This is a genomic window from Alcaligenes sp. EGD-AK7 (assembly GCF_000465875.3).
GTDB lineage: Bacteria > Pseudomonadota > Gammaproteobacteria > Burkholderiales > Burkholderiaceae_B > Alcaligenes > Alcaligenes phenolicus.
On sequence record NZ_AVOG02000001.1, the window covers coordinates 694,129 to 716,227 of the forward strand.

18 protein-coding genes, 1 tRNA gene, 1 pseudogene and 2 riboswitches are annotated in these 22,099 nt (G+C 54.7%); of the genes and pseudogenes, 11 read left to right on the forward strand and 9 right to left on the reverse strand.

What is annotated here, in order from left to right:
- Positions 1-113: 113 nt before the first annotated feature.
- Positions 114-533, reverse strand: a complete 420-nt coding sequence (locus tag N879_RS03240) for a GFA family protein (RefSeq protein WP_009454492.1) — start codon at positions 531-533, stop codon at positions 114-116.
- Between the two features lie 176 nt (positions 534-709).
- Positions 710-1,195: a hypothetical protein gene (locus N879_RS03245; protein ID WP_009454493.1), complete on the reverse strand. Its 486-nt coding sequence runs from the start codon at positions 1,193-1,195 to the stop codon at positions 710-712.
- Positions 1,196-1,482: 287 nt separating this feature from the next.
- Between N879_RS03245 and N879_RS03250 the strand changes: the two genes are divergently transcribed.
- Positions 1,483-1,887, forward strand: a complete 405-nt coding sequence (locus N879_RS03250) for a RidA family protein (protein WP_009454494.1) — start codon at positions 1,483-1,485, stop codon at positions 1,885-1,887.
- Between the two features lie 147 nt (positions 1,888-2,034).
- On the opposite strand, the gene N879_RS19930 is transcribed toward N879_RS03250, so the two are convergent.
- Positions 2,035-2,208: a YegP family protein gene (locus tag N879_RS19930; RefSeq protein ID WP_021446666.1), complete on the reverse strand. Its 174-nt coding sequence runs from the start codon at positions 2,206-2,208 to the stop codon at positions 2,035-2,037.
- Positions 2,209-2,580: 372 nt separating this feature from the next.
- Between N879_RS19930 and trhA the strand changes: the two genes are divergently transcribed.
- Entirely contained in the window at positions 2,581-3,201 is a 621-nt protein-coding gene (gene trhA, locus N879_RS03255; protein WP_009454498.1) for a PAQR family membrane homeostasis protein TrhA, read from the forward strand.
- Between the two features lie 536 nt (positions 3,202-3,737).
- Here the strand turns inward: trhA and N879_RS03265 are convergent.
- Positions 3,738-3,814 (reverse strand) — tRNA-Val (locus N879_RS03265).
- 459 nt (positions 3,815-4,273) lie between these two features.
- Here N879_RS03265 and N879_RS03270 point away from each other — a divergent pair.
- The 6 genes from N879_RS03270 to N879_RS19935 all read left to right on the forward strand — a co-directional run bounded on the left by N879_RS03270 (position 4,274) and on the right by N879_RS19935 (position 12,762).
- Positions 4,274-4,690 (forward strand): YkgJ family cysteine cluster protein, encoded by a 417-nt coding sequence (locus tag N879_RS03270; RefSeq protein ID WP_009454502.1) that lies wholly within the window; start codon positions 4,274-4,276, stop codon positions 4,688-4,690.
- Between the two features lie 368 nt (positions 4,691-5,058).
- Positions 5,059-6,717, forward strand: a complete 1,659-nt coding sequence (locus tag N879_RS03275; protein ID WP_009454504.1) for an amidohydrolase — start codon at positions 5,059-5,061, stop codon at positions 6,715-6,717.
- 82 nt (positions 6,718-6,799) lie between these two features.
- Positions 6,800-7,846 (forward strand): NADP(H)-dependent aldo-keto reductase, encoded by a 1,047-nt coding sequence (locus tag N879_RS03280; protein WP_021446668.1) that lies wholly within the window; start codon positions 6,800-6,802, stop codon positions 7,844-7,846.
- Positions 7,847-8,050: 204 nt separating this feature from the next.
- Positions 8,051-9,190: a quinolinate synthase NadA gene (gene nadA, locus N879_RS03285; protein WP_009454508.1), complete on the forward strand. Its 1,140-nt coding sequence runs from the start codon at positions 8,051-8,053 to the stop codon at positions 9,188-9,190.
- The gene (nadB, locus tag N879_RS03290) at positions 9,190-10,956 is read left to right on the forward strand and encodes an L-aspartate oxidase (protein WP_009454511.1); all 1,767 of its coding nucleotides are present in this window, start codon (positions 9,190-9,192) and stop codon (positions 10,954-10,956) included. The genes nadA and nadB overlap by 1 nt, the downstream gene beginning before the upstream one ends.
- A 223-nt stretch (positions 10,957-11,179) precedes the next feature.
- A riboswitch (glycine riboswitch) is annotated at positions 11,180-11,267 on the forward strand.
- 4 nt (positions 11,268-11,271) lie between these two features.
- A riboswitch (glycine riboswitch) is annotated at positions 11,272-11,352 on the forward strand.
- A gap of 48 nt (positions 11,353-11,400) precedes the next feature.
- Positions 11,401-12,762, forward strand: a complete 1,362-nt coding sequence (locus N879_RS19935) for a D-amino acid dehydrogenase (RefSeq protein WP_031232121.1) — start codon at positions 11,401-11,403, stop codon at positions 12,760-12,762.
- Here N879_RS19935 and N879_RS20885 read toward each other — a convergent pair.
- The 3 genes and pseudogenes from N879_RS20885 to N879_RS03305 all read right to left on the reverse strand — a co-directional run.
- Positions 12,707-14,884 (reverse strand): annotated as a pseudogene (locus N879_RS20885) (ATP-dependent DNA helicase); the annotation flags it as partial. The gene N879_RS19935 and the pseudogene N879_RS20885 sit on opposite strands and share 56 nt — an antisense overlap.
- The gene (locus N879_RS03300) at positions 14,881-16,548 is read right to left on the reverse strand and encodes a VRR-NUC domain-containing protein (protein WP_009454517.1); all 1,668 of its coding nucleotides are present in this window, start codon (positions 16,546-16,548) and stop codon (positions 14,881-14,883) included. The gene N879_RS03300 and the pseudogene N879_RS20885, both read right to left, overlap by 4 nt.
- A gap of 39 nt (positions 16,549-16,587) precedes the next feature.
- Entirely contained in the window at positions 16,588-17,097 is a 510-nt protein-coding gene (locus N879_RS03305; protein WP_009454519.1) for a MarR family winged helix-turn-helix transcriptional regulator, read from the reverse strand.
- Between the two features lie 85 nt (positions 17,098-17,182).
- Here N879_RS03305 and N879_RS03310 point away from each other — a divergent pair, with 85 nt between their 5' ends.
- Positions 17,183-18,052: a DMT family transporter gene (locus N879_RS03310; protein ID WP_021446671.1), complete on the forward strand. Its 870-nt coding sequence runs from the start codon at positions 17,183-17,185 to the stop codon at positions 18,050-18,052.
- A 101-nt stretch (positions 18,053-18,153) separates the two neighbouring features.
- Here N879_RS03310 and N879_RS03315 read toward each other — a convergent pair whose 3' ends face one another.
- The gene (locus N879_RS03315; RefSeq protein WP_021446672.1) at positions 18,154-19,461 is read right to left on the reverse strand and encodes an aminotransferase class I/II-fold pyridoxal phosphate-dependent enzyme; all 1,308 of its coding nucleotides are present in this window, start codon (positions 19,459-19,461) and stop codon (positions 18,154-18,156) included.
- A gap of 77 nt (positions 19,462-19,538) precedes the next feature.
- Between N879_RS03315 and N879_RS03320 the strand changes: the two genes are divergently transcribed.
- Positions 19,539-20,342 carry a YggS family pyridoxal phosphate-dependent enzyme gene (locus tag N879_RS03320; protein ID WP_009454526.1) on the forward strand — a complete coding sequence of 268 codons (804 nt, stop codon included), beginning with the start codon at positions 19,539-19,541 and terminating at the stop codon, positions 20,340-20,342.
- Complete coding sequence (locus N879_RS03325; protein ID WP_009454527.1) at positions 20,339-20,608, forward strand: hypothetical protein; 270 nt, start codon at positions 20,339-20,341, stop codon at positions 20,606-20,608. Before N879_RS03320 ends, N879_RS03325 begins: the two co-directional genes overlap by 4 nt.
- A gap of 141 nt (positions 20,609-20,749) precedes the next feature.
- On the opposite strand, the gene N879_RS03330 is transcribed toward N879_RS03325, so the two are convergent.
- A complete protein-coding gene (locus N879_RS03330) occupies positions 20,750-22,066 on the reverse strand; it encodes an MFS transporter (RefSeq protein WP_009454529.1) in 1,317 nt (438 codons plus the stop codon).
- Positions 22,067-22,099: the final 33 nt, after the last annotated feature.

The following is a 22,099-nucleotide window of genomic DNA, read 5'->3' on the forward strand; positions in this document are numbered from 1 at the left end:
CTTATAGATGACCCAAGATCGAGTTTATGGAATCGTCCTTTGATAGTTCGACCAGTCCAGTTTTCAGCAAGCACTGCCCTGGCCCCTGCATATGCATCTGGCCAGTCATAGCATCACGAAAACAGCTTAACCACCTCTTCGCCCGTCATCTCTCGCGTTTTGTTAGCGAATGCGTAGTTGTCAGGCTTGTCATCAATAAAGACCTGCAGCTCGAACGGCCAGCTCGCGCTGTCCTTGAACAAGCCAGCAGAAACAGCATGGAAACCACCGGCCTTGAGCTTGTAAAACAAGTGCGTACCGCATACATCACAGAAACTGCGCTCCGCCCACTCCGAAGAAGCATAGGAACGCACATGCTCCGCGCCTTCAATTACTGGGGCCTCATGGGACTCCAGCGACAAGAAGGGGCCACCGGACCAGCTGCGGCAGATGCCGCAATGGCAAGCGCTGATCGAAGGTTTTTGCTGCTGAAAACTGATCGAGACGGCACCGCACAGACAGTTGCCGTGAATCGTGGATTTATTGTTTGCCATACGAGCCTCTGTAGGTAGATGGATAAGCAATTCTAACGGCTGAATCGTCCCGTAATGGAAATTCGATATGAGGCTTTCCCAAGGCCAGGTGCAACAAAACCTGGGCCCCAGAAACAACATTGCCCGCTACAAAGCGGGCTTATTCGTGCAGTCCGCCATAACGGACCCTTACTCATTTACTGCTGCTTGATGCTCATGTTTTCTTCAAGGCTAATGGTGCAAGACTTCCCTTTGCCAATCGTCCTGATACGGCCTTTAATGGTCACCGTGTCACCCATATTGAACACATTCAGTTGCTCGGTGCGGCGGTTGATCAAGGAAGAAAAGACGATAGGCCCACTGCTGACTCGAACGTCAAACTGTTTGGCACTGCCCCATACTTTTGAGTTCATGCCACTCATGGCCTCAGCCAATGTGTTTTGCTCCATGGCCACCAATTTGCCAGTTACCTCAACGGTTTTCCCACTGTACTTGTTCACAGCACGCGCATGATTGGAACGCATCTCTGAACAAATCTGTGCCGGAGTGTCAGCAATCGGGCCCGCCCCCATCGCTTCATTGACACTGGCAAACGCATCATCAATGCCTTTAGTCATGGAGTTCATCGTTTCACATCCCGCCAAGCCCACTGACAGGGCAGCTATAAATACGATCTTCTTCATTTCCCGCTTCCTTTATTACCAAAAAAAATAAGCGGCGAGTATAGCAGGAAGGGTCGGCCTATTACGGACAAAAAAGCATAAAGCCAGACGATGGACACTTTACATAAAACTTAATTAATTTTGAAGAATTTTTCCTACCTTTTTCCGTTGGAAACCAGGCTCAACACTCCCTTATCAAACCCACAAAAAACCTCCTCAAAGACAAGCCCTTGCTTTCCAGCGTAACGCCCCAAAGTAGGAGTGTGGTGTGTAAATACACCCACTCAACTTTTAATGAATTTATCAAGATGACAAAAAGCGCTATTAATCCCTCCACCGTATTCAATTCCCTGCAATACGGTTTCAGCCAGGGCCTGGTGGTCACTGGCAACCGCCGTGTCATGCTGTCTGGCCAAGTAGGCGTAAATGCTCAGGAGCAAACCGTAGCTGGCGGTATGCGCGAGCAAACAGAAGCCGCCTTGGACAATATTGAACTGGTCCTGGCCGAGGCTGGCGGCAAGATTGATCAGGTAATCATGCTGCGGATTTTTATCCGGGAAGATGCAAGCTCACCACAAGAGCAGGACGAAATAGCCGCTGCGCTGCTGAAACGATTTCCCGTCAATCCACCACCCTCTTCCTGGATCTTGATCAGTGGATTGGCCAAGCCTGAGTGGCTGATCGAGATTGAGGCTGAAGCGATGCTGGATTGATCGCTGCTGTTGAGTCGCCTCCCGTACGGAGTCGACATAAAAAAGACCTCGGATCTTGACGAGGTCTTTGGGCTCCCTTTTCGCTGGGGAGCTTTTTTTATTCATAAGTCTACAAGCTGTGCGTAAAAACTTAAGGAAAGTCTCTGCTTACTCCTCGACAACCGGAGCATCAGCCATCCCTTTTTTCACAGACTCAATACTGTGTTGTGCGCTCTGCTTACTGCTGTAGCCCTCGGAGCTAACGCAAATAATGTTCCCATTCGCGGCCTTGAATCGCCACCGCCATTCACCACTTTTGTCCTTGTAAAGCACAAATTTCATGATGACCCTCTTTAGGTATGAGCGCACGTCGCGCAAACCGTATCCTAAAACTGGAGTTGGTCAGCAGGTATTGGGGTTTACGTGGCAGGCCAACAAGTGACTGAATTGCCATCAAACCACACCTCTTTTACTGACAACGCAAGAGATATGCCATCAAGTCAGGCAAGAACCCAAACAAGGAAAAAAGTGCAACTCATCAGGTTTTGTGTAGTGGACACTTCGACCGGCATTCCTCATCCAAAGCGGCGAACGAATGTCCCGCATTGACCTAACAGAGATCAATACGAGAGCTTGATTTATGCGCTAAGCTTTTCCGACCACGTCGACGGTCTTGCAATCGGCGTGCCGAATGTTCGGAGAGAATAAAGCATCATGTATTACGGTGAACGTTTCAATGCCTGGTCACATCTGATCGGTGCAGTTCTGGCTGTAGGCGGCGTATCCTGGTTAATTGTCATGGCGAGCTTTACCGGGGACCCCTGGCGCATCACCAGCACGGCCATTTACGGCGCCACACTTATCCTGCTGTACCTGATTTCCACCTTGTACCACTGCTTCAAGGGGCGGGCCAAAAACGTCTTCCGCAAGCTGGATCACTTTTCCATCTACCTGTTGATTGCTGGCAGCTACACGCCCTTCTGCCTGGTAACGCTGCGAGGCCCTTGGGGATGGAGTCTGTTCGGCGTGGTCTGGGGTTTGGCACTGATTGGCATTCTTCAAGATATCCGACCACGTTCGCCGGCACGCATACTATCGCTGGTGATCTATGCCGTTATGGGATGGATTGTGTTGCTGGCACTGGGCCCGCTGGCAGACAACCTGGGCTCGGAAGGTTTTTCCTGGCTGGCGGCTGGGGGAGCAATTTATACCGCCGGGATCGTGTTCTTTGTGTTTGACGAGCGCTTCCGACATTGGCACGGCATTTGGCATTTATTTGTACTGGCCGGCAGCGCTGCGCATTTTCTGGCCATCTCCCAGTATGTTGTCATGTAAGACAAAACACCCCGGGCGCGAACACACAAAAAAGCCTCTACCGAGGTTTTTTTGTCGACTGCCATAAGCTCTGTTATATCTGATGAAGTCTTATTACACCTAAAGGTACGGACCTGTGGCGAAGATCTTTTCCTGCTCCTAGAATAAAGCAACGCAACTAGAAGCGAGGCTTGCATGATCACACTAGAGACGGGACTATATCTTCGTGTTCAAGAGCTGAAGGATGGGCCCAAGCCCTCCCCGCTTCAAAGCGGATTCAATATGCAGACTGCTTACCGTGCCCTGGGGATGTTCAACCCGTCAGAGACATCGGATGCCTTCTTTATTTTGGCTAACGACAGGGACGAAATCTGGTTTATCTGTAATCGCCATTTACGGGCCGTTGGGGTCAGCCCTGAGCCTAGAGAGCTTAGACGCGCGCTGGATTCAATATAGGCATTAATAGTGCAGGCTATAGTTGTGGAAAACAAAAAAGCCCCAAAGCATTGATCTTTGGGGCTTTTCTTGGCACAGCTTGGAGCTGTGTGCATGTATTCTGGTAGGCAGTACTGGATTCGAACCAGCGACCTCTACGATGTCAACGTAGCGCTCTAACCAACTGAGCTAACCGCCTGCGGTGAAGAAATGAAATAATAGATCTTCCCTATGGGGCTGTCAATACTATTTTGCGTTTTTCTATAAAAAAGATGATCTTTTTTATATGTCTTAGCTGGAAAAATAGCTCCCCAAGACTGGGAAATCTTGTAATCCATTGATTTATAAGAATTAAACAAAAAACTGACGAATTTCCATAAATTTATGTGCTTCCTGGCAAGGCAGAGCCATGAAACATACAGATACACACAATCTGTCTCCAGCCAGCATCAAGCCACCCCACTGTCGCACGATTTTTCTATTCAAGTTCTTCGGGCAAAAATAAAATAATTGCTTTACGCCTGCAGATCATCAATCTCGTCCGAAACAGATCTGCGGCTGCTACGGGACACCTACGCACATGACTTGCTCTTCTCTCCCGCCCACCCCGACTCCACTACTGGATTTACCCGGCGTTCAGGAAACTACGCTGGAAGCGGTGCTTTATACGCCACCCAATGACGAGATTTTTGATGAAAACCCCTGTTTAAGCTGCGGCGTGTGCTGTTCGCACTTTCGGGTGTCTTTCTATAGTGGTGAGTTAAGTGGCGAGACTGGCGGTACGGTACCGGTCGAGTTGACCACCAAGGTTGGGCCGTTGCGCGCCTGTATGAAAGGAACCGAGCAAGGGGAAGGTCGTTGTATTGCCTTGCGTGGCACCTTGGGCCAGCCTGGGATTCATTGCGCTATTTATCCGGATCGCCCTACTCCCTGTCGTGACTACCAAATCTGGGAACTGGATGGCAGCCCAAATGTGGATTGCCAGCGTTTGCGCAGCAAACACGGTTTGCCTTTACTGCCTACCCGCCCGCTGCCTGCTCCACCCGCCCTGCCGGAGCATGATGAGGCGGCCTGATACCCGTAGCTGAGCCTCTCTCGGAAAGCCTTCACTGCTGATGCGTGAAGGCTTTTTTGTTGGCTACCAATTGACACATAAAGCTTCTTTCACACGTTCAGAGGTATTTTATTGCTTGAATAACTTTGGGCATATTCGTAGATCTCTCATTGTGTTTTTACCTATAGAAACCCCTGCTCCAGAGCTGTAGCCTTGAGGTGTTGGCTATCGCTTTTTTGAACTCTCAAAAACACAAGAAAGCTATATCCAACACCTCAAACATCGTCATAACAATACTGGAGCAAAGAGACATGCCTTTTAGTCGTTCACGTTTAGCAGTTGCCTCATTGGCATGCCTGGCTGGGATCAGTACTATCAGCCCAATAATATTGGCAGCCTCACCTGCGGCCGACCTGCTAGTCGTGAATGGGCGTATTTATACGCAAAACCCGGAACAGGCTTGGGTTGAAGCCATTGCGATACGTGATGGAAAAATTGAAGCCGTGGGCAGTACAGAGCAACTGCAATCCAGACGTGGGGACAAGACTCAGCTGATTGATCTTGGCGGGAAAATGGCTATGCCCGGTATCAATGAAGCACACTCCCATCCTGTATGGGGTGGCTTGAAGCATCTGTTCCAGTGCAACTTCCCTTTCACGGTAACGCCGGATGTATTGGCAAACACCTTGAAAGCCTGCGTGGCGCGTAACGAAACGCTGTGGATTCAGGGAGGCCAATGGGACAGTGATTTCTTCAAGACTCACAAAATTGCTTCGCCGCGCGCATGGCTGGATGCCGTCTCTGGCGACAAGGCTATTGTGTTGACCGACGACACGGGTCACAACGCCTGGGTCAACTCCAAGGCTTTGGGCCTCTTGCAGATTGATGCCAACTTTACGCCTCCTAGCGGCATGACCGTCAAGCACGAGCTTGATAGCCGCGAACCCAACGGGGTTTTAGTCGAGGCCAATAGCTATATCCGTTCTTTTGTACCGGATTGGACGGATGATCAATATCTGAAAGCAGCGCGCTATGCCATCCAGGAGTCCAACCAGTTCGGGATTACGGGTTTAAAGGATGCCGATGCCAGCGAGGCTGTTGTGCGCTCGTATTACAACCTGGCCAAGCAAGAGGGTTTGAATGCCCATATCGCCACCGCCATCCGTATCTCGGGCAAGGACAGCAAGCATGTTTTTGATTTTGCTGAAATTGACCGCATCAGCAAGCAGTATGCCCTCCCTGACCTGAAGACCAACTACGTCAAGATCTATACCGACGGGGTTCCTACCGCGGCACATACAGCCGCCATGCTGGAGCCCTACGCGGATACTCACCAGGATGATCCTCTGTCCTTGGGGGCCTTGGTCGTTCCTGAAAATGAACTGGATCGCGTCGTCTCTCACCTGGATGCAGCCGGTTATGGTTTGAAGATGCATACCGCGGGTGATCGGGCTATTCGCGTGGCGTTGAACGCTATTGAAAAAGCACGCAACGCCAATGGTCCTCAAGGTTTGATGCACGAGCTTGCACACTCGGAGTTTGTAGACGATCAGGACAAACCGCGCTTCAAGGCTCTGAATGTAGCCGCCGACTTTTCTCCCTATATCTGGTACCCCTCCGGTTTGACTGACGCCATCAGCTCGGTAGTGGGTGAGCGCAGCAGGAACATGTTCCAGGCCCGTATGTTGTTGGATCATGACGCCACCATTATTGCCGGCTCGGACTGGCCCTCTGGTGTGAAGGACAACAACCCTTGGCCCGCGATTGAGTCTCTGATGACGCGCGCCAATCCCTTCGGGCAGCGGCAGGGTGAGCAACTGGGCGCTGAACAAGCCTTGAATCTGACCGAAGCACTGCAGATTTTTACGCAAAACGGTGCCAAGGCTTTGGGCCGCGAAACAGAAACGGGGTCTTTGGAAACAGGGAAATCTGCTGATCTGATTGTGCTGGATCGGGACTTATTCAAGATTGAGCCTAGCGAAATCAGCGGCACCAAGGTGTTGATGACTATTTTCCAAGGTCGTCTGGTGTACACAGCTGCACAATAAGCTGCCCGGCAGGCTGGCTAAATACGCTACCATGCACGGTTTGTAGGGCCGCCCGGCCCTGCGCTTTCGGGAGTCGAAGCAAATGAAATACCGCAAGCTGGGCAATACAGACCTGGATGTCAGCCTGATTGGCTTGGGCACCATGACATACGGGGAACAGAACAGCGAGGCCGATGCGCACGCTCAACTGGACCTTGCTTTGGAACTGGGTGTGAATCTGGTGGATACCGCCGAGATGTACCCTGTGCCCCCTATGGCGGCTACGCAAGGTTTGACCGAGCAATATATCGGCACCTGGCTGGCTAAAACCGGCCGCCGCAAGGACATTGTTCTGGCCAGCAAAATTGCTGGCCCCCAACGTGACCCCAAACGCCCTGGTCATATCCGCAATGGCGGTACCAGCCTGGATCGCAAGAATCTGGAACAAGCCCTGCATGACAGCCTGCGTCGACTGCAAACAGACTATCTGGACCTGTATCAACTGCACTGGCCGGATCGCAGCACGGTGACATTTGGGCAGCGCAGCTACCCGTGGAAAGAAGAAGACACTATCCCAATCGAGGAAACCTTGTCGGTACTGGATGACTTTGTGCGTCAAGGCAAGATACGTCACATAGGTGTCTCCAATGAAACGCCTTGGGGTGTTTCGCGATTTCTGGAGCTGTCGCGCTCCCGCTCTCTGCCTTTGATTGCCACGATCCAGAACCCCTACAACCTGCTGAACCGCGTGTTTGAAGAAGGGCTGTCCGAATTCTGCCGTTATGAAGGCCTGGGTCTGCTGGCCTATTCACCTTTGGCGATGGGTGTGTTGACGGGCAAATATGACAACGGAGCTCGTCCCGAGAAAGGACGGCTGACGCTGTACGACCGTTTCACGCGCTACGATGCTCCCCGCGCTCGTGAGGCCGCGTTGGCCTACAACGAACTGGCTCGCGAATACGGTTTGACGCCTACCCAATTGGCCTTGGCCTGGGTAAACCAGCAAGCCTTTACCAGCAGCAACCTGATCGGTGCGACTACGCTGGAACAACTGCGCGAGAACATCGCCAGTGCAGATGTTCAATTAAGTGATGAGTTAATCGCCAAGATCAACGCTATTCATCACCACACCCCGAACCCTGCGCCTTAATTGGCTTTCACCCCGCCTTGGGCACAGGCGTCCAAGGCGGGGCACCCCTCTTTTTTCTTTCCCTACCCTGCTCTTGTGCTTGCAGTGTGCTGTTTTTTTATTTATGCTCAAAAAAAGCATAACAATAGAGACGCGCTTCTTTCGAATCAGAAATTCATATTCCCCATTTTTTTATTCTATTTATGCTCAAAATGAGCATCAAGGATGAACATGATTCAGCATTTCCCCGTGGATGTCTGTCAGCCCGACGCCAAGGACACTTTGAGCCGTCAGATTACCTGGCATGAAGTTCCTTCCAAACTCAATCTGCAAAGCGATAAGGCCGCTTTGAAGCAAGCTCTGGCCAAGCAGTTGAAAGAGCAAGACGCCGTACTGGTGGCCCACTACTACACAGACCCGGATATTCAGGATCTGGCCTTGGAAACCGGGGGCTGCGTGGGTGACTCTTTAGAAATGGCGCGCTTTGGGCAGGAACATGAAGCCAGCACGGTCTTGGTAGCCGGCGTGGGCTTTATGGCTGAATCCGCCAAAATTCTGAGCCCTGAAAAGCGCGTACTGGCCGTGCATGACGAGGCGACGTGTTCTCTGGATCTAGGTTGTGCCCCCGAAGATTTCAAGCAATTCTGTGCTGCGCATCCGGATCGGGAAGTGGTGGTGTATGCCAATACCAGCGCGGCTGTCAAAGCCCAGGCGGATTGGGTGGTGACGTCCTCCATCGCCCTGGACATCGTGCGGCATTTACATGCCCAAGGGAAAAAAATTCTGTGGGCACCGGATCGTCATTTGGGCTCTTATATCCAAAAACAAACCGGCGCAGACATGCTGCTTTGGCAAGGCTCCTGTCTGGTCCATGACGAATTCAAGGCCGATGGCTTGAAAGCCTTGATGAGCGAGCACCCCGATGCCCAGGTGCTGGTGCATCCTGAATCACCCGCTTCTGTTGTTGCGCTGGCGGATGTGGTTGGCTCGACAACGCAGCTACTGCGCGCTGCCATCAATCGTTCTGCCGACACCTTTATCGTCGCCACCGATCAAGGAATCTTGCATGCCATGCGCCAGCAAGCGCCGGGCAAAACCTTTTTGGCCGCCCCTACCGCGGGCGAAAGTGCTACCTGCAAAAGCTGCGCCTTTTGCCCCTGGATGGCCTTGAACAGTCTGGAAGCACTGCATCAACGATTAAGTCAACCAGGCCCTGGCATTCAAGTAGATCCTGACCTGCGTGAAGGCGCCCGACGTTCTTTGCAACGCATGATGGATTTTGCTGCCGCTCAGCAGAACAATTTGCGCGTTAGTGCTGACCTGGCCGAGCACAGTCAGCAGTTCCAGCATGTAGGAGCTGCTTGATGCAATCAGGCTCGACACAGACGGAGGTGTTAATCATCGGTGCGGGGCTGGCTGGCACCAGTCTGGCTCTATCCTTGCCCTCTACCATGAAAGTGACTCTGCTCAGCAGCGCCCCCGCTCCCTGTGGGGCCAGCCCGATGGCCTTGGGAGGTCTGGCCGCCGTACTCAGTGCCCAGGACAGTCTGGAACAACACATTGAAGACACGCTGGAAGCGGGTGCTCGGCACTCGGATAAAGAAGCGGTGCGCGGGATTTTGCAAGCCGCGCCAGAAGCGGTGCATTGGCTACTGAAAAAGCAGGTTCCTCTGGACAGAACGGAAGATGGCCAATTGCACCTGACTCGCGAGGGTGGGCACAGCCAGCGACGCATCGTACACGCGGCCGATGCCAGTGGTTATGCCATCATGCAGGCTCTCCTGCCCCAATTGACTCAAGCCTCTCATATCCAGCAGCGTACAGACTGCCTGGCATTAGACCTGCGCCACAATGAGCAAGGCGCGGTGGCTGGCGTGGATATCTACGACCAGCACAGCCGTCGCTACGAAACTATTTTGGCGGATCATGTCGTGTTGGCAACTGGTGGGCTAGGTAGCCTGTACGCGCACAGCACCAATCCCGACAGCGCCTTGGGAGAAGGCATTGCCCTGGCCTGGCGCGCTGGTGCGGCGATACGCGATCTGGAGTTTGTGCAGTTTCATCCGACCTGCTTGCATGCGGACGGTCCCACCTTCTTGCTAACCGAAGCCTTGCGTGGTGAGGGCGGGCATTTGCTGGACAAGCAAGGTCGCCGCTTCATGCCGGACTACGACGCCAGAGCGGAGCTGGCTCCACGCGATATTGTGTCGCGGGCTATTGCCGCACAGATGCGACAAGAAGGTAGCAGCCATGTCTGGCTGGATGTACGCCATCTTGGTGCGGACACTTTGCAGCAGCATTTCCCGAGAGCATTGGAAGAGGGTTTGCGACGAGGACTGGATTTACGTCAGGACTGGGTGCCGGTAGCGCCTGCCGCGCACTACAGTTGCGGAGGGATTGAAACAGACTTGTCAGGCCGCACGACGGTAGCTGGTTTGAACGCCGTGGGTGAAGTAGCCTGCACAGGTTTGCATGGAGCAAATCGATTGGCCAGCAACTCCTTGCTGGAGTGTGTCGTCATGGGGCGGGCGGCTGCCGAGGCGATTGCTGAAAGCAAGATAACCCAGCGCTCAGCTTTGATCCCTGAGACAGACATTGCAAATACAAGTTCGATGTCACGCTCATGTTCATACAAGAACTCCAATCCAAACTCCAGTTCCAGTTCCAGTTCCAGTTCCAGTTCCAGTTCCAGTTCCCAGGCTAGTGTCGGCCCGAATTGGAGTTTGAGTTTGAACGCTAGTTCGCACTCGACCCCAAACCCAAGACCTTCCCTTATGACTGCGACGGCAGCCAATGCAGTGGAAAACATAATCAACGACAAAGGACGTCACTATGGCAAAAACAATAGCTATAGCAACGGCAACAGTAAAAACCGCAGCCCATCCACAAACAATCCACCCTCCCTGCCCGCCTTGCGCAACTTGATGCAAGAGCATGTCGGCCTGTTGCGCAATCGCCAAGGACTGATGCAAGCCTTGCACACCCTGGACCAGTGGCGCAGGCAAATTAGCCTTCTCCCCCCCAGCCTCGACCAACGGACCCTCAGCCTGCAACTGGACACTGCCTGGCTGCTAACCCAGGCAGCCTTAGACCGACCACACAGTCTGGGTGCGCATTACCGCTTGGACTAAGTCCATAAAGAAACGAGCCCCGCTCCGGAATCAACGAAATATCGGGCGCAAATTAGACGAAAAGTAAGTAATAACTCGGCATTAAGGACGGGCAGTCTCAACAACTTCCCGGGCTTAGCCGACAATCGCATCTATCCATGGAAATCCCCCAAGCGCTGCATGCAGCTCCCGGTTTACCCTGATTGCAAACTTTTGTAAGCACAGCTACTGTAGTCGCGTCACTACAGGCGGTATGAAAGAGACCTGTTCAGTCAGGCGCCGACGGAGCAACCACCCCGGAATCTCTCAGGCAAAAGGATCGTACCAGCCCGACACTCTGGAGAGCGGCGTTTGACGCCCACCGAAGGAGCCCAGCCAGACACACAGGTTGGATAAACTCTCAGGTCACAGGACAGATGGGGTATTGCCACTACTCGGTGGTAATTCACCTGTCAGGAGCCTGTTATGTCGCATATTGCCGTCATTGGCGCCGGTATTTCCGGAATCACCACCGCCTACGCCCTTAGCCTGAAAGGCTATCAAGTTACCGTTATCGACCGCCTGCGCTACCCCGCGATGGAAACCTCCTTCGCCAACGGCGGACAGCTGTCTGCGTGCAACGCCGAAGTCTGGAACAGCCGCAGCACCATTCTCAAGGGCTTGAAGTGGATGATGCGCAAAGACGCCCCACTGCTGTTCAACCCCAAACCAAGCTGGCATAAATACAGCTGGATGGCGCAATTTGTGGGCGCAATTTCCGGTTACGAGCGCAACACCGTGGACACCGTCAAGCTGGCCATCAGCGCCCGCGAGAATCTGTACCAGTGGGCCAAGGACGAAAACATTGATTTCGACCTGGAACAGCGCGGTATTCTGCACATCTACCACACCCCCGGCGGCTTTGAATCTGGCAAGAAAGTCAGCCAACTGCTGCACAAAGGCGGCTTGGAACGCCGCACGGTTACCAACGAAGAAATCCACCAGATCGAACCTGCCTTGCAAGGCACTTACTACGGCGGTTTCTTTACGCCTTCGGACGCCACAGGCGATATTCATAAATACACACGCGGCTTGGCCGATGCCTGCGCCAAGCGCGGCGTGAAGTTCCTGCAAGATACGGAAGTCCTGGGTATTGATTGCGGCCCACCACACCGCATCCAGTTGCGTACCGGTGAAGGCGCTGAAGCCCACACCCATACACTGTCTGTGGATTCCTTGGTAGTTTGCGCTGGCGTGGGTAGCCGTCACTTGGCCCATATGCTGGGCGACTACATCAACATCTACCCGGTCAAAGGCTATTCGATCTCCGTGTACCTGGATACGCCGGAAGCCCAACATGCCGCCCCTTGGGTCAGTTTGCTGGACGAAGAAGCCAAGATTGTGACCAGCCGTCTGGGCAAGGACCGCCTGCGTGTGGCCGGTACGGCGGAATACAACGGCGCCAACAAGGACATTCGCGCCGACCGTATCGCCCCGCTGACCAACTGGACCCGTCGCAACTTCCACGACGCGGCGACCGACCGTGTTGTACCGTGGGCTGGCTTGCGCCCCATGATGCCGGACATGATGCCGCGCGTAAAAGCAGGCAGCCGCCCTGGCGTGTACTACAACACCGGCCACGGTCACCTGGGCTGGACACTGTCAGCCGCCACCGCCCAAATCATTACCGAAGTGATTGCCCAGAACGAGCGTCAGTCCGCACCTGCTCAATTTGCCACCAGTCCGGCAGCAACTGCTGCACCCGCCGCTGCCCATAGCGCTCGTCCAGCAGATACACAAAGCCTTGATCCTGTTCATCGCGAATCACACGACCCGCGGCCTGTGTAATCTTGCGTAGTCCCGGATACAGATAGGTATAGTCATAGGCCCGCCGCTCCCCAAAGAGCCGGGCCATGACTTGTTTGACGGACTCATTAGCCGGATTGAACTGCGGCAAACCCAAGGTGGCAATAAAAGCACCGATCAAGCGTTTACCGGGTAAATCCACCCCTTCTGAAAACGCCCCACCCAGCACCGCTAAACCCACTCCCTTCCCATCCAGCGTGAAGCGGTCCAGAAACTGCGTTCTTTGCAGATCGCTCATGCCCGGTTGCTGATGCCAAAGCGGCATATCCGGCCAGCGCTCCTGCAAGGCCTGACTGACCTGCTGCAGATAATCAAAGCTGCTCAAAAACAAGAGATAGTTGCCCGGCTGCTCCTGATACGCCTGCCCGACAATATCGCAAACGCCGCTCAGGCTCTGGGCCCGGTCGGCATAGCGCGTGGACAGACCGGCATACTGGCGTACCCGTAACTGCTCGGCCCGATAAGGGGACGCCACGTTCAACTCTGCTGTGCTGGGCGGCAGACCCAAGACATCACGATAAAACTGCGAAGGATTCATGGTGCCAGAGAACAACACTACTCCGTGCGCATCGCCATAGCGTTCGGCCAGAAACGGAGCAGGCACGATATTGCGCAAGTTCAGGAGCACGCCATCGCGCTGCGCCAAGATATCGAATAAGGAATGCGAGCCGAACTGTCCGGCCAGGTCCACAAAGTACAGCAGCTCGAAATAGAACTGCAGCAAGGGGCTGTCTTGCGGCATGGGATTCTCGGCCACATAAGCGCCTAAACGGGCCGCCAGATAGTCGCACTGCTCCAGCAAATCCTCCGGGATCTTTTCCAGCCCCCATTGGTCACCGCCTTCCTCAGGTATCAAGTTCTCCATCAAGCGAGTCAAAGGGGCGAAATGACGCTTCAAGGCCGAAGGCGAGGCTTTACGCGCCATGCGCAACTGCACTTGCGAGAAAGACGCGGAATACATGGAACGGGCACGTTCAACCAGATTGTGAGCCTCATCCACCAGAACCGCGCTGCGCCATTGCTGGGCCAGGGTCTGGCTATACAGCACCGCATGCGTGTCGAAAAAGTAGTTGTAGTCGCCCACAATAGCGTCTGCCCAACGCAGCATTTCCTGGCTCAAATAATAGGGGCAGACCTGATGCTCGCTAGCCACTTGTTGCAAGCGCTGGCTAGTCAGCATGGGTTGCTCCAGAGCTTGCTGACGGGCAGCCGGAAGACGGTCGTAAAAACCTTCGGCCAAAGGACAGGACTGACCATGACAGGCCTTATCCGGATGGGGGCACTGCTTGTCACGGGCCACCATTTCCAGCACCCGCCACGCACCCTCGCCTTCCGGGCTTAAGCGCTGCAAGGCGTCCAGCGCCATTTGCCGACCGGAGTTCTTGGCCGTCAGATAAAACAGCTTGTCCAAACCCGCCTCGGGCATGGCCTTCAGGCCTGGAAATACGACGGCCAAGGTTTTGCCAATACCGGTGGGCGCTTGGGCTAAGAGGCACTGTGCGTCACGTTGGGCCCGGAACGCGGCCACGGCTAGCTGTCGCTGACCGGCACGAAATTGTTCATAGGGAAACTGCAACGCTATACAAGCTTGATCGCGCGCCAGCCTGTGTTTTTGCTCCTGCCGCCCCCACTCTACATAAGCGCGGCATTGCTCCTCGAAAAAGGCCCACAGCGCTGCGCGCTCCATATACTCGGAGATGCTGGTCTCTTTGTGCTTGTCCACGTGGTAATACACCACGCTAACCGTCATCCCCGGCAAATCACGCTCCTGGCACAAGATGGCGGCATAGACCTTGGCTTGTGCCTGATGCAGACGTCTATGGTGCTCGGGGATAGCATCAAAGGCCCCACGATAGGTTTTCAGCTCCTCCAGGCAGTTGCTGACAGGATCAAACCCATCGGCTCGACCACGCACCAGCAGTCCTTCCATCTCGTACGACAGGGGCACCTCGACTTCATAGTGCTCGGGGCGACGCAGCTTTAGCTGCTGGTGGCCAAGGATACCTTCCTGTGCTGTGGCCGCAGGCGTAAAGCGCAGGTCCAGATCCCCGCTACGTGCAGTAAATTCGCATAAGGCTCGTACACCTACCGTCCAGGCTTTCATGGTGATTCAGGCCGGGTCACATAGCAAACACGCGCAGGGATGGCATGTTGCTCGAAATAACTTAACCAACGCCGCTGGTTGTCTTGCAAGCGGTCTCCGGGGCCTTTTACCTCAATCAATTCATAGCTTTGCTGAGCCGGCATGAAGCGCACCAAATCCGGCAAACCGGAACGGTTGTCCCGCCAATCCTGCAAGATACGCTTGAACACCAGCTGCAAATGCTGGGCGGGGATGCAATGCAAGGCCTGTTCGATCAAGGATTCATCCAAGGCGGGCCAGATCAGCAAGGGGCACTGTATGCCGCGCTTTTGCTGCCAGCGTTGCCAGATCACGGTTTTATAGTCTGCACCGTCCAGCACACTTAAGGATTGATCAAACAAGTTTTGTCTGCGCGACACAAAGTCCGGGTTACCCCAATCGGCCGGACAGGCTTGATAAGGGTGGAAAAATGCACCGGGCAAGGGAGCGAAAATGGCATCCCAGCTCAACAATCCCAATAAGGCCGGAAACAAGGCGTTTTCTACGTAAAAAACCGGAGCCAAGGGACTATCCCAATGGGCCAACACCTGGGACTCGACCCGATTGCCGTCATCAAACAAAACCAGATCACTACGTTGCGTGCGGCTTGTAGGTTTAGTGGATGGCGGGCTGGGCGGAGCTTCTACCGCCAGTTTTCGACGCAGCCGGGGCAGCATACGCAGCAGCTTCTGGGTTTCACTCTCATTTTCGGGCTGCTCCCACGCCTGACAAAACAAGGGCCAGGCCCCTTGATGCTTGTCCTGACGCTCCAGCACCCGCAATTGACGGTAACGGGCGCCCGGCCAGTTGGTCTGCCCATAGGCCTGCTCGGCCAACGGCCACCAATGTTGGCGCTCGGCTTGTTGACCTAGCTGGAACAGGGTTTTCGCCTTGCGTCGTTGAAGCCAATCACTGTCGGTCTCAACAGCCTGAACAGCGGCAAAGCGTTGGGCCCACAGATCTGGATCGGCCTCGTCTTGCGCATCACGCAGCTCGGACAAGGCTTCATACAGGCGCACGTCCTCATTATGTCGAAACGCCCGACTAGACTGATCCAGAATCACAGTTTCGTATCTATACAAGCCAAGATCGCTGAGCACGAACTCGGACCAGTCCTGGTAATGATTGCCAAAGAACAGCAGTTGCAAACGCTGCGCCCAATGCATGACTTGTGGTGAGAGACGAAGCGTCGGAGCGTGCAGGCCGGGATCTGCACACCACTGCGTAAAAGGCCGGGCCTGTTCGCCCTGCGTCTGGCCAATCCATTCCAGATAGTCTGACTTGCGCCCGGTGGCTGGCAGCTCGCTGAACAAGCGGCGCAGCTCGGGAACGGTATGGACAGCAAACAACGTTTCCAGATCCAGTTCAGGATCGGTTTCTATCAGCCCGCAAGCCGCTAGCTCTTGCACTGCCTCTTCCAAATTTTCGATCTCGGCATAACGCAGCTTGTCGATACGGAACACCGGGCCTTTACGCATCAGCAAGCGTACCAGCAAGGCTTGCGCAGGCTGGGAAGCATGTCCAAAACGATGGCCACATTGGACGTGTTCAGGCTCCAGCAGGTCGGAACTGGCGTGCTGTACCCACTGCAAAACCTGGTGGAAATTGTGCAGATAATAAAAAGGAGGAAGCTCGGGCGGAATCATAAGCAAGCTGTGTATATATCCAGCTAGTTTAGCACTCCTTCAAGCCGGGCGCGACTCCAACAAGCGCATCCAGTCCCGTAACAAGGTATTGAGGTTGTGGCGCTGCGTGGCATCCAGCCCTTCCAACAAATTTTCTTCATTGGCCAAATGATCCACCACGACCGCATCCACACAGGCCAGGCCCGCAGGGCTCAAACGCACCAGAATACGGCGCGCGTCTTCCGGGTCGGCAATGCGTTCGATCAAGCCCTGTTTTTCCAGGCCCTGCAAGCGATGCGTCATGGTGCCGGAGCTGACCATCAAGGTGGAAAACAAGGCGGTAGGCGCCAAGGTATACGGCGGGCCGGAGCGGCGCAGACTGGCAAGCACATCAAACTCGCCCAACTGCAGGCCGTGACGCCTGAAGTTCTCGCTCATTTGTTTTTGGACCAGTTGAAAGCAGCGTGTCATGCGGCCCAGCAAGGCCATGGCGTCCAGGTTCTGCAAGTCTGGCCGCTGCTCGCGCCATTGATTAATGATCAGGTCTACCGCGTCGTGTTCTTCGCTCATGATTTCTCGATTTCGATATTTATCTTGATATTAAGATAAATCATCCCTACACTGGCATTTATCTCGACATCAAGATACTTTCATCATGAACCGACTTTCCCTTTGGCTGGTGACGGCCTTGACCGCACTAGGCCCCGCCATCTGGGGTTCCACTTACATTGTGACCACAGAAATTCTGCCCCCCGACCGCCCTTTTATCGCGGCCTTTTTGCGCTGCTTTCCCGCTGGCGTGATGCTGCTCTTGTGGAGCCGACGCATGCCCGCCCCAGGCGACTGGGGCAAGACCCTGATTCTGGCAGCCTTGAACATCGGGGCATTTCAAGCCTTGCTATTCGTTGCGGCCTACCGTCTGCCGGGTGGATTGGCTGCCGTTGTGGGTGCGGCTCAACCCTTGGTGGTGATTGGCCTGGCCTGGGCTTTGGAAGGCAAACGTCCGGTCACCATGGCCCTGGTCGCCTGCGTGATCGGTATTATCGGCATGGGTATTTTGCTGCTATCGCCAGAGAGCCAATGGGATACCTGGGGCATGATCGCGGCCATTGTCGGGGCCCTGTGCATGGCCTTGGGCACGTACCTGTCGCATCGCTGGCGCAGTGGCATGCCCATTCTGGCCTTCACGGCCTGGCAGTTGATGCTGGGTGGACTGATGCTGGCCCCTCTGGCCTTGTGGCTGGACCCACCGCTGGACAGTTCCTTGAGCGGCGTGCAAATCGGTGGCTATCTCTACCTGTGTCTGGTCGGTGCACTCCTGGCCTATACCCTGTGGTTCCGCGGGATTGCCGTTTTACCCTCTGTGGCCGTGTCTTCGCTGGGTCTGCTTAGCCCTTTGACCGCTGTAATTCTGGGGTGGCTGATTTTGGGTCAGGCCATGACAGGCTCCAGCCTGCTGGGCATTATTCTGGTGATGGGCAGTGTGCTGGCGGTGCAGTGGATCAGCAATCGTCCCGCCAAATAAGCATCTCGCGCCCATAAAAATAGCGCCCCTATTAACTATCTGGATGGGCGCGTAAGAGAGTTCACTATCTTGCTACTCCGCTAGAAGCAGCAAGATAGTGACTAATAGCGTTCTTGCAGAACTTGAGCCAAATCGCTTGCAAAGCGTTGAGCGTCTTTGGCATTCAGATTCGCAAAACTGACACGCAAGCCTTGAGCGGGATTGCTCACCCCAAAGACTTGGCCGGATCGAACCAGCCAGCCACGTGCGGCCAAGCCTGCCAGTACCGGCTCGGCTTCCCGATCCAGCGGAATCCACAGATTGAAGCCTTCCTCGCTATCCCAAAAAGGAATGCCCTGTTTTTTCAGGGCTTGCATCAGATCGGCGCGAGCCTGTACGTAAGCGGCTTGTGCAACACGAGTCTGCGCCTTGATGTCGGCATCGGTCAGCCCATGAACCACCATTTGCTGCAACAGATGGCTGACCCATTGAGCCCCCGAAGCCAGACGTTGCGACAAGCGCTCGCTGGTTTGCAGGTCTGACGCGACCAGAGCCACGCGCAAATCCGGGCCCAGGCCTTTGGACACCGAACGGATCAAGGCCCAGCGCAAATGGTCGGCAGGAATCACATTTCGATAAGGGCTGCTGGCCAGCATCCAGAAGTGGTCGTCAATCATCAGCAACAATTCGGGATACTGCTTCAGAATTTGCTCGATCTGCTTGGCACGGGCACGGCTTAGCGAACATCCCGTAGGGTTGTGCGCACGCGGGGTCAGAATCAAGGCGCGCAGACCATCTTCCAAAGCCGCCTCCAGCGAGGCCGGCACAATCCCTTCACTATCAACAGCAATACCCACTGGCTTGTAGCCCAGCGTATGCACGGAGTTGATGCTGTTCAGGTAGCCGGGATCTTCGATCCCGACCTTATCGCCCGCCAGCAAAAAGGCTTGCAGCAAGCGCTCGATCGCGTCGACTGCGCCGTAACTGACGTGGTAATCGGTATCGGGGGGGGTGTCTTTATGGAACACCTGCTGACATACGGCGCGCAATTCGGGCACCAACGGATCGGCGCCGTACAAAGCCTGGGTTTGACCGCGCACCCCGGCTATCAATTGGGTAGGTGCAGGCAAATAGCCCGGCGCCGGATTGCCACTGGCCAGATCCTGCAAGGCCGAGCTGGCCCCATGCCCTTCCCGCGCCAGCTCCCGGATCGCTTCACGAATCCGTGTACCGCGACGGCCTTGTGCATCGGCCACCCCGGCCGAGACCAGGCGCTTGTATGCCAGGGCAACCGTATTGCGGTTCAAGCCCAGTGTTTGAGCCAGTTCGCGTACCGGCGGCAAAATCTGGCCCGGAGCGATTCGCCCCAGTGCCACTTGCTGTCGGATATCATCGAAAAGTTCCTTCGCATTGCTTCCCTGGATATTCATTTTGACCTATGACATAATAGTTTATGCGCGACCCGCAGGGTCGAGTTTATCTTTTTTTTCTTCCTTACTGGTGCGCCATGTCCGAATCCGCCCCTGATCTACTTCACACCGAGCATTATCCCACCTCCACCAGTGTAGAGGCATTTCGGGAACGCATTGCCCTGGTACAACAACGAATTGATGCCGCCTGTGTGCGCTACGGGCGTGCCGCTGGCGATGTACGTTTGCTCACCGTCAGCAAAACCTTCGGGATTGATCGCATCCGCCTGGCTTACCAGGCTGGTTGCCGATTGCTGGGCGAGAACAAGGTGCAAGAGGCCGAAGGCAAGTACGAAGCCCTGCGCGAAGAACTGCCAGATTTGGAATGGGCTGTTATTGGACACCTGCAAAGCAATAAAGCCAAGTCTGTTGCACGCTTTGCTTCTGAATTTCATGCACTGGACAAGCTCAAGACCGCAGAAGCCCTGGACCGCCGCTTGCAAATTGAAGGCCGCAGTCTGGACGTTTTCGTGCAGGTAAACACCTCCAACGAGGACAGCAAGTTCGGTTTACCCCCGGAAGAAGTCCATGCTTTTGTCCGCGAATTACCACAGTTTTCTGCTTTGAAAGTCAAAGGCCTGATGACCTTGGCCTTGATGGACGCTGACCCGGAACGGGTACGGCCTTGTTTTGCCCTGCTGCGCAATTTGCGCGATCAATTGCGCAATGACATTGCCCACGCGGAAAACATCCGTGAGCTGTCCATGGGTATGTCGGGTGACTATGAAGTCGCTATTTCCGAAGGCTCCACGATTGTGCGCGTTGGACAAGCCATTTTTGGTGCACGCGCCACGCCCAATAACTTTTACTGGCCCGTCTCCGATACGGCAACAACATCATGAATCCACTACGCCTGATCATCCGCCAAAACGGTAAAGAAATCGGACACTTTGAGTCCAGCCCGTGCTGCCCACCCGAGCAGCTGTTTACCGTGGCCCGCCACCTGATGACGCTGCCTGACAGCGAACTGGAACTGCAACAAGCCAAAGGCGAACACCGCATTCTGGATAGCGGCCCGCACGGCATACGTGTTCTAAGCGCACAGGTTTTGTACGAAACTGTTGATTTGCAAGCCTGGTTGCAACAGGGCAGCAAAGTTACTGCCTGAACCTGATTGGTGTTCGGTCACAAGCCTGACACCGTGGTTCGGCAAAGCGGCGTACCCAAGACGCCGCAACCATAAAAAAAACATACCCGGCTAACAGCCGGGTATGTTTTTGTGTTTCAGACGACAGGAGCAAACAGCAACTTAGCGGTTCACCTGTTTGGCTGGCAAGGCGAAAGCCAGCAAGCAGCTCACCATCAAGCTACCGGCAAACAGCCACAGAGCAGCGCTGCCCGAACCTGTCAGATCGGTCACCCAACCAATCAGGGAGTTGCTGACCAGACCGGCGATATTAGCCAAGGAACATGCCAGAGCAAAACCGGTCGCTGCGGCAGTGCCTTTCAAGAACGTCGCTGGCAAGCTGAAGAACACAGGCACAGCACCCATAATCACAGCCGAAGCCACGGTGAAGGCCAGAACGGTCAACCAGGCGTGATGCGCCACAAAGGTACTGGCAACCAGCGCAATTGCACCGATGGTCAGCGGCACGATCAAGTGCCAACGGCGTTCACGGAAGCGGTCCGAGCTGGCACCAATCATCAGCATGCCCACCACACCGGCTATCGATGGAATCGCCGTCATCAGGCCAATCTGGAAAGGATCCTGCACACCCGCCGCACGGATAAAGGACGGCATCCAGAAACTGATGGAGTAGGTGCCCAATAGAATAGAGAAGTCGATCCCGCCCAGCATCCACACTTTCAGGTTGAAGAAACCATCTTTAAAGCTGTGCTTGACGCCCTTGCCTTCGGCATCGTCGGCAGCCAGGTCAGCGGCCAGACGAGATTTTTCGTCATTACTCAGCCATTTCGCAGACTGATAGTTGTTTGGCAAGGCCCAGAAAGTCAGGAAACCGAGCAGCACGCTAGGAATCGCCTCCAGAAGGAACAGCCACTGCCAACCACGCCAACCGTTCATGTGATCAAAGTGACCAATAATCCAGCCGGACAAAGGACCACCAATCACGCTGGACAAAGGCAGGCCAATCATGAACAAGGCAATGATCTTGCCGCGTCGGTACGTAGGAAACCAAAGGGTCAGGTAATACAACACACCAGGCAGGAAACCGGCTTCTGCCGCACCCAGCACAAAACGCAGAATGTAGAACTGCGTCGGCGAGGTGACAAACATGGTCAGGCCAGAGAGCAGACCCCAGGTGATCATGATGCGGGCAATCCACAGCTTGGCACCCACACGTTCCAGAATCAGGTTGCTGGGTACCTCAAACAGGATGTAGCCCAGAAAGAACAGGCCAGCACCCAGACCGTAAGCCGTTTCACTCCACTGCAAATGATCGAGCATCTGCAGCTTGGCAAAACCCACGTTGATGCGGTCCAGATAAGCAGCCAAATAACAAAAGCACAGAAAGGGGATCAGACGCCAGACGATCTTCTTATAGAGATCTCCGTTTCCGTCCCGACCTGCAGGCACAGCCGTGGGACTTTGGATGGATGAATGCACCTTGTATATCTCCAGATAATTATTGGTATGCCT

Bases quoted from the DNA above. Each gene is read 5' to 3' on its own strand.
- N879_RS03300 (WP_009454517.1), bottom strand. From the start codon at position 16,548: ATGATTCCGCCCGAGCTTCCTCCTTTTTATTATCTGCACAATTTCCAC.
- N879_RS03325 (WP_009454527.1), top strand. From the start codon at position 20,339: ATGAATCCACTACGCCTGATCATCCGCCAAAACGGTAAAGAAATCGGA.
- trhA (WP_009454498.1), top strand. From the start codon at position 2,581: ATGTATTACGGTGAACGTTTCAATGCCTGGTCACATCTGATCGGTGCA.
- N879_RS03280 (WP_021446668.1), top strand. From the start codon at position 6,800: ATGAAATACCGCAAGCTGGGCAATACAGACCTGGATGTCAGCCTGATT.
- N879_RS03315 (WP_021446672.1), bottom strand. From the start codon at position 19,461: ATGAATATCCAGGGAAGCAATGCGAAGGAACTTTTCGATGATATCCGA.
- N879_RS03305 (WP_009454519.1), bottom strand. From the start codon at position 17,097: ATGAGCGAAGAACACGACGCGGTAGACCTGATCATTAATCAATGGCGC.
- N879_RS03240 (WP_009454492.1), bottom strand. From the start codon at position 533: ATGGCAAACAATAAATCCACGATTCACGGCAACTGTCTGTGCGGTGCC.
- nadB (WP_009454511.1), top strand. From the start codon at position 9,190: ATGCAATCAGGCTCGACACAGACGGAGGTGTTAATCATCGGTGCGGGG.
- N879_RS03245 (WP_009454493.1), bottom strand. From the start codon at position 1,195: ATGAAGAAGATCGTATTTATAGCTGCCCTGTCAGTGGGCTTGGCGGGA.
- N879_RS03320 (WP_009454526.1), top strand. From the start codon at position 19,539: ATGTCCGAATCCGCCCCTGATCTACTTCACACCGAGCATTATCCCACC.
- N879_RS03310 (WP_021446671.1), top strand. From the start codon at position 17,183: ATGAACCGACTTTCCCTTTGGCTGGTGACGGCCTTGACCGCACTAGGC.
- nadA (WP_009454508.1), top strand. From the start codon at position 8,051: ATGAACATGATTCAGCATTTCCCCGTGGATGTCTGTCAGCCCGACGCC.
- N879_RS19930 (WP_021446666.1), bottom strand. From the start codon at position 2,208: ATGAAATTTGTGCTTTACAAGGACAAAAGTGGTGAATGGCGGTGGCGA.
- N879_RS19935 (WP_031232121.1), top strand. From the start codon at position 11,401: ATGTCGCATATTGCCGTCATTGGCGCCGGTATTTCCGGAATCACCACC.
- N879_RS03250 (WP_009454494.1), top strand. From the start codon at position 1,483: ATGACAAAAAGCGCTATTAATCCCTCCACCGTATTCAATTCCCTGCAA.